The organism is Burkholderia sp. AW49-1 (assembly GCF_053427845.1).
The window spans coordinates 465,930-477,569 of sequence record NZ_JBSAXF010000001.1 but is presented as its reverse complement, the minus strand read 5'-3'; the positions used below and the strand labels follow the sequence as shown (position 1 = coordinate 477,569).

Annotated in this window: 12 protein-coding genes; 5 read left to right on the top strand and 7 right to left on the bottom strand. The window is 68.7% G+C overall.

What is annotated here, in order from left to right; genetic code table 11:
- Positions 1–17 precede the first annotated feature (17 nt).
- From ACV22W_RS01990 to ACV22W_RS01975, 4 genes are all read right to left on the bottom strand, one after another.
- Positions 18–1,019, bottom strand: coding sequence for an HpnL family protein (locus ACV22W_RS01990; RefSeq protein ID WP_059524993.1), 1,002 nt, complete (start codon positions 1,017–1,019; stop codon positions 18–20).
- Positions 1,016–1,825 carry a HalD/BesD family halogenase gene (locus ACV22W_RS01985; protein WP_448017498.1) on the bottom strand — a complete coding sequence of 270 codons (810 nt, stop codon included), beginning with the start codon at positions 1,823–1,825 and terminating at the stop codon, positions 1,016–1,018. The genes ACV22W_RS01990 and ACV22W_RS01985 overlap by 4 nt, the downstream gene beginning before the upstream one ends.
- Positions 1,822–2,502 (bottom strand): CDP-alcohol phosphatidyltransferase family protein, encoded by a 681-nt coding sequence (locus tag ACV22W_RS01980; RefSeq protein WP_448017497.1) that lies wholly within the window; start codon positions 2,500–2,502, stop codon positions 1,822–1,824. Before ACV22W_RS01980 ends, ACV22W_RS01985 begins: the two co-directional genes overlap by 4 nt.
- 172 nt (positions 2,503–2,674) lie before the next feature.
- Entirely contained in the window at positions 2,675–2,983 is a 309-nt protein-coding gene (locus ACV22W_RS01975) for a hypothetical protein (RefSeq protein WP_448017496.1), read from the bottom strand.
- A 162-nt stretch (positions 2,984–3,145) separates the two neighbouring features.
- Between ACV22W_RS01975 and ACV22W_RS01970 the strand changes: the two genes are divergently transcribed.
- A complete protein-coding gene (locus ACV22W_RS01970; protein ID WP_448017495.1) occupies positions 3,146–4,660 on the top strand; it encodes an acetyl-CoA hydrolase/transferase family protein in 1,515 nt (504 codons plus the stop codon).
- A gap of 37 nt (positions 4,661–4,697) precedes the next feature.
- On the opposite strand, the gene ACV22W_RS01965 is transcribed toward ACV22W_RS01970, so the two are convergent.
- On the bottom strand, positions 4,698–6,233 hold the full coding sequence (locus tag ACV22W_RS01965) for a DHA2 family efflux MFS transporter permease subunit (protein ID WP_448017494.1): 1,536 nt from the start codon (positions 6,231–6,233) through the stop codon (positions 4,698–4,700).
- A gap of 134 nt (positions 6,234–6,367) precedes the next feature.
- On the opposite strand from ACV22W_RS01965, the gene ACV22W_RS01960 reads away from it, so the two are divergent.
- A complete protein-coding gene (locus ACV22W_RS01960; RefSeq protein WP_448017493.1) occupies positions 6,368–6,808 on the top strand; it encodes a MarR family winged helix-turn-helix transcriptional regulator in 441 nt (146 codons plus the stop codon).
- 112 nt (positions 6,809–6,920) lie between these two features.
- A complete protein-coding gene (locus tag ACV22W_RS01955; RefSeq protein WP_175914826.1) occupies positions 6,921–7,346 on the top strand; it encodes a helix-turn-helix domain-containing protein in 426 nt (141 codons plus the stop codon).
- Positions 7,347–7,433: 87 nt separating this feature from the next.
- Here ACV22W_RS01955 and ACV22W_RS01950 read toward each other — a convergent pair whose 3' ends face one another.
- Entirely contained in the window at positions 7,434–8,312 is an 879-nt protein-coding gene (locus ACV22W_RS01950) for a helix-hairpin-helix domain-containing protein (protein ID WP_448017492.1), read from the bottom strand.
- A gap of 186 nt (positions 8,313–8,498) precedes the next feature.
- Positions 8,499–10,061, bottom strand: a complete 1,563-nt coding sequence (locus tag ACV22W_RS01945) for a sigma-70 family RNA polymerase sigma factor (protein ID WP_448017491.1) — start codon at positions 10,059–10,061, stop codon at positions 8,499–8,501.
- 309 nt (positions 10,062–10,370) lie between these two features.
- Here ACV22W_RS01945 and ACV22W_RS01940 point away from each other — a divergent pair, with 309 nt between their 5' ends.
- On the top strand, positions 10,371–10,793 hold the full coding sequence (locus ACV22W_RS01940; protein WP_448017490.1) for a hypothetical protein: 423 nt from the start codon (positions 10,371–10,373) through the stop codon (positions 10,791–10,793).
- A 33-nt stretch (positions 10,794–10,826) separates the two neighbouring features.
- Positions 10,827–11,639 (top strand): SH3 domain-containing protein, encoded by an 813-nt coding sequence (locus tag ACV22W_RS01935; RefSeq protein ID WP_448017489.1) that lies wholly within the window; start codon positions 10,827–10,829, stop codon positions 11,637–11,639.
- Position 11,640 lies beyond the last annotated feature (1 nt).

The window sequence follows — 11,640 nt, the reverse complement described above, 5'->3', positions numbered from 1 at the left end:
CCGGCGGATCTGAACGATCAGTCGGCGATGGGCTGCGGCGCGCGGCGCCGCTGCCAGTTTCTTTCACTGAAATGCAGATAGAGCAGGCCGGGCAGGCCGAGCGCGAGTTCGCGCGCACGCTTCGCGAGCGACAGCGCGAGCGCCGCGTCGGGCGGCAGGCCGACCAGCGGGGCGAGCAGCAGGTAACCGCCTTCCTGTGCGCCGAGCGAACCCGGGATCGCGAATGCCGCACCGCGAATCGCCTGGCCGACGCTCTCGAGCAGCAGCGCGTCGAGCCAGCTGACCGGGTGCCCGAGGAAGTGCAGCGCGAGCCACACTTCGGCCGTGCCGACGATCCAGCCGGCGAGGCTCAACGCGAAAGTCTTCGCGACCTTCGCGCGATCGCGGTACAGCGCGCCGACGGCGTCGTCGATCGCGTCCGCGCGCGTCGCCAGCGACGACCAGTCGCGCGGGCCGAGCAGCTTCGACGCGAGACGCAGCCCGCGGCCGAACAGCCCGCGCCGCTGCGCCACGTAGAACGCGACGGCGAGGGCGCCGAGCACGCCGGTGGCGATCAGCGCCGGCGTGCGCAGGTGAGCGACGGATTCGTGCGTCGCATACAGGCTGAACGTGGCGATGCCGATCAGCGCGAAGGCCATCTGCGCGAGCGCCTGCATCGTCGTGCTGACGGTGACCGCGGCGGCTGCATCGGCCATCCGCGTGCCGCGCTGCGCGAGGTGGCGCACCATCAGCACCGGGCCGCCTATCTGCCCGGCGGGCAGCAGGCTGTTCACCGATTCGCCGACCCAGCGCGCGCGCAGCGCGTTGCCGAGCTCGGCGCCCGGCTGGCCGCGGCGGAACATCGCCGAGATCGCCAGCGCGTCGATCACGAGCGGTACGACGTGGAATGCGGCGACGAGCGCGAGGCCCCAGCCGGCCGCGAGAAACGTCGACGCGACCGCGCCGACGCCCTGCCACGCGAGCAGGGCGACGAACAGTGCCGTTCCGAGAGACAGCAGGATCAGGCCGGCGCGTGTCATGACCCGGTCGACCGTCGCGTGGCCAGCTGCTTGAACACCTGGCGGAAACCGAAATACGCGATCGCGTCCTTCATGTTCGAGATGAAGCGCTTCCACGGCCGCATGCCGGGGTTGGTCACGTATTCGAAAGTGAGCGACACGCGCGTCTCGTTCTGGCCGAGCGGCGTGACGCGATGGCGCAGCTTGTCGCCGTCGAACAGCACGATGCCGCCGTCGGCGATCTGCACGGAGCCCGGCGCGTCGGGCACGTCCGGATTGCGCGTATGCAGCTCGTAGTCGAGCCGGCATGACGACTCGTCGATCACGCCGATCAGCAGCGTGTAGCGGCGGCCGTCGTAGTACGACGTGTCGTAGTGCCAGCCGATGTGGTCGCCCGGCTTCGTGTAGTAGTACAGCGCGTACGCATGCGGATCGTCGTCCGGCGACAGCATCAGCTTGTCGCCGGTGATCTTCTCGAGGAAGCCGATCAGCGCCTTCGACCGGTACAGTTCGGCGATGTACGGCGCCTGCTCGTCGATCGTGTGCCGGCTCACGCTGCCGCCCTGCTTGTGGCCGGGCAGGTAATTGCGGTTCAGGCCGGCCTGCATCGCGCGGGCGGCGGCGGCGAGCTTCGCGTGCGCGTCGGCCGGCAGGAAGGTGTCGAGGTACAGGAACGACCCCTGGCGCGTGTAGTCGCCGCGCAGGCGGTCGAGGTCGAGACGGCCGACGCAGTCGGCCACGGTGCGATCGGGATCGGCCGCTGCCGCGCGCGCAGGCGCGGGGCGTGCCGGGCTCAGCACGGTGTCGTCGCGCGTGCTAGGAGTCATTTGGAAGCCTGGATTTCGGTTGAATTCTGTGGGACGCCGCTCCGCCGAACGATGCGCCACCAGTCGATCACGACCCACGCGGCGAACAGCGGTGCGCCGATCGATGCGGCGAGCAGGAACGGCTGGACGCCGTCGACGAGCGTCACGATCGGCAGCAGGTAGAGCACGTCTTCCGTCTCGAAGCCGCCGGCGAATGCCTGCTTGGTGCCGGCCTTGCCGGCGATCGATTCGATCCGCATGCGCAGGAAGAAGATCAGTGCAACGGCCGCGCCGGCCACCGCGCCGAGCAGCACCGGCGACGCGGCCATCTGGCCGCCCTGGGCGACGATGCCGACGCCCATGCTGACGAACAGCGCGACCGTCACGAGCGCGTCGGCCGCGAGGTCGTAAAAGTGACCGATCTTGCTGGTCTTGCCGCTGATGCGCGCGAGTTCGCCGTCGGTGTGGTCGACGAAGTTCGACAGCACGATCAGGAATGCGCCTGCGTTGCTCCAGCCGAAGCCGCCGTGCGCAAGGCACCAGGCGCCGGCGAGGCCGATCAGCAGACGAAGGGTGGTGAGGTGATTCGGGGTAACGGGCGTGTCGATCAGCGGTCGGACGAGCGAGCGCGCGAGCCGCGCATCCCAGGTGCGCGGCAGGGGCGGTTCGGAACGTGTAGCGGTTTTTCTTTGGTCCATCGGCGAAATATATACGGAATTGTAATTTGTTGCTTTTTATTCGACCAATGTCCTGACATGCGGGAGTGTTACCGCGCATTCCGGGCATTGGCCGGTTGCAAACCGGACGCGCGAAACGGCGTTCGCGCAGGCGGACCCTGTCTGATCCAGTGTGGTTCGCATCACGCGGCTGTCAAGGGCGGACGGGCCTTGCACGCGGGCTTGGCGGCGATTCGCGCACGTCGACGCGTTGATGTGCGTCAGGCCCGCAACGGCCGCGTCGGGCGACAATCGGCCGCGGCGATCGCCGATCGGCCATCGCGTGCGGATTGTTCGCGTTGATGCGGTCAATCCGCAACGAAATCGGTCGATTGACGTTCAGCCGTTCGTAATTTTCGCGCGGAAAACTGGCGAGCAGCTTTCGCCAACCTTTCGGGTGCATGCGCTGGCGGCTGCCGCGGCTGTCACAGAGCTGTCGTTCGATACCCGATGCATTCAGCAAGTATCTTTTGCATCCAGCGGACATTTCACGGCGATGGCCTCTGCGATACTCCGACCGTGCCCGTGGTGCCGGGCCGCCCCCCGCGGCCCCAAGGGCTTCGCGTCGCTCAGGAGACACCCCCCGCGACGTCAACGACAGACCAAAAGCGTCAGATATACAGCCATGTCTTCTTCACGCATCCTCGCTCCCGCCCTGCGTTCGCTCGTCCGCACCGCCGACGAAGCCGCCGCGCTGATCCGTCCCGGCATGACCGTCGCCATGAGCGGCTTCACCGGATCCGGCTATCCGAAGGCCGTGCCCGCCGCGCTCGCCGCCCACATCGACGCGGCCCACGCGCGCGGAGAGGACTTCCGGATCAACGTGCTGACGGGCGCATCGACCGCACCGGAACTCGACGGCGCGCTCGCCCGCACCAACGGCATCTCGATGCGCCTGCCGTACCAGTCCGACCCGACGCTGCGCGACAAGATCAACGCCGGTGAAGTCGACTACCAGGACGTCCACCTGAGCCACGTCGCGCAATACGCATGGTTCGGGCTGTACGGCGAGCTCGACGTCGCGATCGTCGAAGTCGCGGGCATCCGCGAGGACGGGCTGCTGATTCCGTCCGCGTCGATCGGCAACAACAAGACGTGGCTCGAGCAGGCGAAGCACGTGATCCTCGAAGTCAACGCGCGCCAGCCGCTCGGTCTCGACGGGATGCACGACATCTATTACGGCACCGCGCTGCCGCCGCATCGCAAGCCGATTCCGCTGACGAAAAGCGACGACCGGATCGGCGAGCCGTACCTGCGCTGCCCGGCAGAGAAGATCGTCGCGATCGTCGAGACCGACGCGCCGGATCGCAGCAACGCGTTCTCCGCGCCGGACGCCACGTCGAAGCAGATCGCACTGCAACTGATCGACTTCCTGCGCCACGAAGTGAAGCGCGGCCGCCTGCCGGAAAACCTGCTGCCGCTGCAGTCGGGCGTCGGCAACATCACGAACGCGGTGCTCGCGGAACTGAGTTCGGCCGGCTTCTCGAACCTGACTGCTTATACCGAAGTGATCCAGGACGGCATGCTCGACCTGCTCGACGACGGCACGCTGAGCTTCGCGTCGGCCACGGCGCTGTCGCTGAGCCCGGCCGCCGTGCAGCGTTTCGCCGACGAGATCGCGACGTTCCGCGAAAAGATCCTGCTGCGCCCGCAGGAGATCAGCAACCATCCGGAACTCGTGCGCCGCCTCGGCTGCATTGCGATGAACGGGATGATCGAGGCCGACATCTACGGCAACGTGAACTCGACGCACGTGATGGGCACGAAGATCCAGAACGGCATCGGCGGCTCGGGCGACTTCGCGCGCAACGGCTACCTGTCGTGCTTCATGTCGGCCAGCACCGCGAAGGGCGGCGCGATCTCGCGGATCGTGCCGATGGCGAGCCACGTCGACCATACCGAGCATGACGTCGCGGTGGTCGTCACGGAGCAGGGGCTCGCCGATCTGCGCGGCCTGTCGCCGAAGCAGCGCGCGCGCAAGATCATCGCGACCTGCGCGCATCCCGACTACCGGCCGATGCTCGACGACTACTTCGAGCGCGCGTCGCGCGAGAGCTTCGGCAAGCACACGCCGCACCTGCTCGCCGAGGCGCTGTCGTGGCACGAACGCTACGTGCGCACCGGGACGATGAAGGCCTGACATTGCGGCCCGCGGCGGGCATGCGCCCGTCGCATCGTCAATCCATCGCCGCGTGCGCGACGTCGACGCTCGCCGTTTTCTGCGGCGGGCGGATGAGCAGCAACAGCGGGATCATCAGCAGCGTCGCGACGAACATCAGCTTGAAGTCGTTCAGGTAGGCGATCATCGCGGCCTGCTGGTTGATCGTGCGGTCGAGCAGCGCGATGTCGAGGTGGCTGCCGGCCATCGCCTGCACGGCCGGGTCGAACGGCGTGATGTGGGTCGCGAGGTCGGCATGCGCGACCTGCGTGTTACGCGTCATCAGCGTCTGCACGATCGAGATGCCGATACTGCTGCCGATGTTGCGCATCAGGCTGTAGGTGGCCGTGCCGTCCGCGCGCAGCTCCGGCTGCAGCGTCGAGAACGACAGTGCGCTCAGCGGCACGAACACCAGCCCCAGCCCGAAGCCCTGGACCACCCCGGGCCACACGATGTCCACCTCGGACAGCACGATCGTGTACTGCATCATCTGCCACAGCGCGAGCGCGGAAATCGCCAGCCCGGCGAACAGCAGCGCCCGCGCATCCACGTATTTCAACAAGCGCCCGACGAACAGCATCGCGATCATCGTGCCGGCACCGCTCGGCGCGGTGACGAGGCCCGTCGTCGCGACCGGATAGCCCATCAGGTTCTGCAGCATCGGCGGCAACAGCGCGCGCGTCGCGTACAACACCGCGCCGACGACGAAGATGAACAGCGTGCCGGTCGCGAAGTTCGGGTCGCGCAGCAATTCCGACTTGAAGAACGAAGCCTTGCCGACGGTCGCCGTATGCACGAGGAAGAACGCGAAGCTCAGTGCGGCGACGAGCGCCTCGATGCGGATCTCGTACGAGCCGAACCAGTCGAGCTGTTCTCCGCGGTCGAGCATCGCCTGAAACGCGCCGATCGCGAGCGCGAGCGTCGCGAAGCCGAATGCGTCGAATTTGACGTGGGGACGCGGCGCGCGCGCGGGCAGGAAGGTCAGCACGCCGGCCAGCGCGAACGCGCCGATCGGCACGTTGATGAAGAATACCCAGCGCCAGTTGTAGCTGTCGGTGAGCCAGCCGCCGAGCGTCGGGCCGAGGATCGGGCCGACCATCACGCCCATCCCCCAGATCGCCATCGCCTGGCCCTGTTTCTCGCGTGGATTGATGTCGAGCAGGATCGACTGCGACAGCGGCACCAGCGCGGCGCCGAACACGCCCTGCAGCAGCCGCGCGCCGACGATCTGCACGAGCGACTCGGACAGTCCGCACAGCGCGGACGCGATCGTGAAGCCCGCGATCGAGAGCGTCAGCAGCCGCTTCATGCTGAGGCGGTCGGACAGCCAGCCGGTCAGCGGCGTCGCGATCGCCGCGGCGACGATGTAGGAGGTCAGCACCCAGGTGATTTCGTCCTGCGACGCGGACAGCGTGCCCTGCATGTGCGGCAGCGCGACGTTCGCGATCGTGCTGTCGAGCGTCTGGATCAGCGTCGCGAGCATGATCGACAGGGTCAGCATCGGGCGGTTGAGGGCGGGCGGTGGGGTGGGGGCGTCGGTGGCGGCGGGGTTCAAGCGAGTGTCTCCGTGGGACGGTCGCCGTGGGCGGCGATCCGGTATGGCTCGAATTATAAGCATGCTTATTATGTTCGTGCTCATCGCCTGGCCCGAGCCCCGGATGATTCGCGGCCTGCCCCTATAATCCCCGCATGGACAAGACTTACGAGAACCGGATCGGCTACCTGATTTCCGACGTGGCCCGCCTGCAAGGACGCCTGTTCGACCGGCGCGCGAAGCGCCTCGGATTGACGCGTGCGCAAAGCCGCGTGCTCGCGTACCTGACGTGGAAGGGCGAGATGAATCAGGCGCGGCTCGCGGAATGGCTCGAGATCACGCCGATCTCGCTGACGCGGCTGCTCGACCGGATGGAAGTTTGCGGATGGATCGAACGCATCACGAACGACGACGATCGCCGCGCGTTCGTGATCCGGCTGACCGACAAGTCACGCGACATCTTTCCGCAGATGCTGGAGGTGGGCGACACCGTCACCGACGACGGGTTGCGCGGCTTCACGCGCGACGAGCGCGACACGCTCGTGCGACTGCTCGGGCGCGTGCGCCACAACCTGATCGACAGCGGCGGCGAATGAAACGCGGTGCGCGGCGCTCGCCGACTCGGCGCCGGCGGTTCATGGCGGACCAGGCTTGTATCGAAGGAGTCGAGCGGCTATCTTGCAACTTCAAGTTCACTTGAGATCGAGCATGAGTCGTCTGGACATCGCCGAAGTCGCGCGCCGCTCGGGCTTGCCCGCGTCGACGCTGCGCTACTACGAGGAAAAGGGATTGATCGTGCCGAACGGCCGTCACGGGCTGCGGCGCCAGTACGACGAGTCGGTGCTGGAGCGTCTTGCGCTGATCGCGCTCGGCCGCGAGGCCGGCTTTTCGCTGGACGACATCCTCGCGATGTTCGGCGCGGACGGCCGGCCCGCGATCGATCGCGCGAAGCTCGACGACAAGGCCGACGAGCTCGACCGTACGATCCGCCGTCTCGGCGCGGTGCGCGACGCATTGCGGCACGCGGCCGTCTGCCCTGCGCCGAGCCATCTCGAGTGTCCGTCGTTCCGCAAACTATTGCGCATCGTGGCGCATCGTCATCCGGCGCGCCGCACGAAGACGGAAGGCGCGTAAGCGGTCAGGCGGTCCGGTTTGCCGAAGCGTGGACGCTCGAGCACGCCACGGGGCGGCCGTATCGCCGCGGCTGGCGTCCCGGGCGCCTCATCCCGCGTAATACACGCGGCATTCCATCTCGCGTCCGCGCACGATGCGCTTGCCGACGAGCGAGCCGAGCGTTTCCGTGACGACGGTCCGCTGGTTCTCGCATTGCAACGCGTCATAGAAGTAGAGCGCGACCCAGTCCGCGGTGCGACCGGACGCCTGCGGGCGCACGGGATACGGGCACAGCGCGGTGAAATGCCAGCCGCCTTTCGTCATGTGCATCACGGGCGGTTGAATGCTCACGTCCGCGTTCAGCCGACGCGACACGAGCGTGGGCAGGATGCCGGCGGCGGCCTTGTTGCGGTACAGGCGGTCGATGTAAAGCAGCAGTTCGACCGGCGGCTCGGTGCCGAGGCTGGCGTCGCGCGCATGGCCTTGCCAGCGCCGGCGCCGGCTCAGCACGTCGTCGAGCGCCGCGCGGATGCCGGCCGCGCGCCGCGGGCCGACGCCCGGAATCGCTTCGAGCTGGCCGCTGCGTGCCGCGCGTTCGAGATCCTCGAGCGTATCGATGTGCAATTGGTCGTGAATCCGCAGCGCGAGCGCGTGGCCGATGCCCGGCACGGCTTCGAATGCGGACGCGCGCTCCGCGTCGCCGCGCAGCCGGTCGAGCAGCCGCCAGCGTCCGGTCACCAGCAGTTCGGCGATCGCCTCCGCGACGCCCGTGCCGACTTCCGGCAGTGCGTCGAGTGCGTCGACACCGCCCGCGTCGAACCGCGTGCGAATGCTGTCTTGGAGCGACTCGATCGTATCGGCCGATGCGCGGTAGGCGGCAACCCGATAAGGATTCGCGCCCTGGTCGGCAAGCAACTGCGCGGCCTCGCGCAGGCAGGCCGCGATCTGCCGGTTTTCCTCGTGTGTTTGGCCGATGGTCGTTTGCATGTGCGGAGCCCGGGTGTGTGCAAACGGAATGGACACGGTGCACAACGCCCCGTGTCCAACTCTTATTTCAGCACATTGTCACGGCAAGCGACGAGCAAAACTTGATATGCATCAATGGTAAGCGTTGCACGGTCGGAACCGGTCCGCGCGCGCTCGTGCCGGCGTGCGGCACGAACGCGCGGACCGTTACGCGTCGAGGAACGACTGCGCGCCCTCCGCCTCCGCGGCCATGCGCAGCGTGGCGAGCGCGCGCTTCTCGATCTGCCGCACGCGTTCGCGCGACATCCCCGCGTCCTGCGCGATCGCATCGTAGGTGTCGGGCTCGGCGCCACCGAGGCCGAACCGCCGGCGCAGCACGTCGGCTTCGGCCGGCGTGACCGAGCGCAGCAGCGACGTCACGCATTCGCGCATGCGCGTGTCCACCAGACGCTCGAACGGGCTCGCCGATGCCTGGTCCTCGAGCAGGTCGACGAGCCCGGTATCCGCATCGGGCAGCGGCGTGTCGAGCGACAGCGGCTCGGCCGGCAGCGCGAGCACTGCGCGCAGCTTGTCCTCTGCGAGCCCGGTCTCGGCCGCGAGTTCGGCCGGCGTTGCGCGGCGGCCCGTGCGCTGGCGAAAGCGCAGCGCATGGCGTTGCACGCGCTGGTACTGGTCGCCGACGTGCACGGGCACGCGGATCGTGCGCGAGCGGTCGGCCACCGCGCGCGCGACCGCCTGCCGGATCCACCAGGTCGCGTAGGTCGAGAACTTGAAGCCGCGGCGGTATTCGAACTTCTCGATCGCGCGCATCAGGCCGAGGCAGCCGTCCTGCACGAGATCGGGCAGGTCGACGCCGCGGTTCATGTACTTGCGCGCGATCGACAGCACGAGGCGCAGGTTCGCCTCGAGCATCGCGCGCGTGCCGTCGCGCACTTTTTGCTGGCCGTCGCTCAGCGCGGCGCCGAGCGCGCGCCGCGCGACCGGGTCGAAGCTCGCGGCGTCGGCGCCCGCGGTGGTGTCAGCTCCGGCTTCGACCGGGGCGACGGCGAGCGCGCGCACGACGCGGCTCGCTTCATCGACGGCCGGTGCAACCCATGCGAGCGAACCGAGCAGCGCGACCAGGCGGTTACGCGCGTCGCGATACTCGGCCGAGCGGCAGCCCTGCGCGTGCAATGCGTCACGCACGGTCGCAACCGCGTCCTGCAGCGTGTCGTAGCGCGCAGGTGCCGGCGCATCGCCGCCGCCGCCGTCGTCGACGTCGCCTTCGTTGGCGGCCGAGCCGGCTGCACGCGTTGCGGCATGGCGCGCGAGCAGCGCCTCGACGGCCGTGGGACAGCCGGCCAGCGCGTGCAGGATCTGATGGCGGCCCGTCTCGATCTCGCGGGCAAGCACGATTTCGTCCTCGCGCTTGAGCAGCGGCACCGCATGGATGCGCCGCATGTAGAGCGCGAGCGGGTCGGTCGATGCAGCGGTGCCGCGGGCGAGATCGCCGAGCAGCGCGCGGCCCTCGTCGAGGGCGTCGCGATCGACGTCGACCGGTGCCGCGCCCGTGAACGGCGCCGGCGCGACGGGCTCGTCGAGCACGGCGATGCCGATGTCCGCGAGCGCGGCGCGCACGACGTCCAGCGCGTCGGGGCTGTCGCTTTCCGGCGGCAGCGCGTCGACGAGGTCGGCGTGCGTCAGATAACCCTGTTCGCCGGCAAGCGCCAGCAGCTGGATGATCGGATCGAGGGGCGTGTCCGCCCGAAGCGTGGGGCGTGGCGTAGTCATGTCGATGGCGGCGCGAGCCGCGTTCCTGTCTGGGCGGGCCGAAGTCCGCGGGGTTTCAGGCTGCCGGGGGCCGCGAACGCCCGTTCGCGCCGGCCAGCCTGACTCGATATTCAACTTGAGGGCATTTGCGCCAACTTCAACGCCGGCGCGGCTGACGCACGCGCATGCGGCATGCCCGCGCGGTCACGCCCCGTTCTTCGTTGCCGCGAAACAAAAAGTAACCGATCAAACCCGCAGAAATATTCGGGGGACGTAAGCTAGAGTCAGGCGCGCCAGGCGGTGACGCGCCGATTCCCTGCGGAGCCTCGAATGAACCCGATTCCCGCCGCGCGGCCTGCCGTCATGGCGCTGGCCATGCTAGCGCTGAACGGTTATTACACCGGCCCCTACGGCTATGCGCCGTATTACGCACCCGTGCCTGCCACGGTGTCGCAGCGTGAGATCCCGGTGGCGCCGGCAACCGCCGGACCGGCCGCGCCGTCGACGCCCGCGGTGCCGCCCCCGGCAGACGAATATGTCTACGTACCTGCCCCCGTATATGTCGCGCCGACCTACGTACCTTACCCGGCCTACTATCCCGCGTACTACCCGGGCTGGTATGGGCCGCCCGTCACGATCGGCCTCGGTTTCTGGGGGCACTGGGGCGGTGGCTACCGAGGCGGATACTGGCACCGTCCATGGGGCGGCGGTCACTGGGGAGGCGGGCATGGGGGCGGGGGCCATCGACACTGACCGACGCGCGGTGGCACCGCGCGGGAGAGCATCATGAGCAACACGATCATCCGAAGTTTGTGCGCCGTCCTGTTCGGCATCGCCGCGGTGCCGGGCATCGCCGACGCGCAAAGCAGCGCCTACACGAACTCGCCGGCCGAAATCTATGCGGGGCCGGCGCCCGATTATCCGGTCGTCGCGCAGGTTCCGCCCGGCACCGCGCTGGACGTGTTCGGCTGCCTGAGCGACTACTCGTGGTGCGACGTCGCGCTGCCGGGCGTGCGCGGCTGGATCGACGCGGAGCAGCTCGACTATCCGTATCAAGGCAATTACGTGCCGTTGCTCGAATACGGCGCGATCATCGGCGTGCCGGTGACCGGCTTCGCGATCGGCGCGTACTGGGACCGCTACTATCGCCATCGGCCGTGGTTTCACGATCGCGACCGCTGGGAGCGTCGTGCCGAGCCGCGCATCGGCCCCGGCGGGATGCCGCCCGCTTACGGACACCCGCAGCCGGGCGTGCCGAACCAGCGCGCGCCGGGCGGTGGGGCGCCCGAGCGGCATGATGCACGGCCGTCGGCGACGCGCGGTGGCTGGAACGGCCCGAACCGCGCGCCGGCGCCACAGCAGGCCGCACCCGCGCCTGCGCCGATGCCCGGCCGTCAGCCGCAGCCGCAGCCGCAGCAGCCGGCGCAGCCGCCCGCACCTAACGGTGGCGCGGCCCGGATGATGGCGCCGCCGACGTATCAGGGCGGCGGCGGTTACGGCGCACGGCCGCAAGGCGGTGGAAACAGCGGCGGGAACCGCGGCGGTGGGAGCCACGGTGGCGGTGGAGGCGGATGGGGCACCGACGAGTTCCGTCATTGAT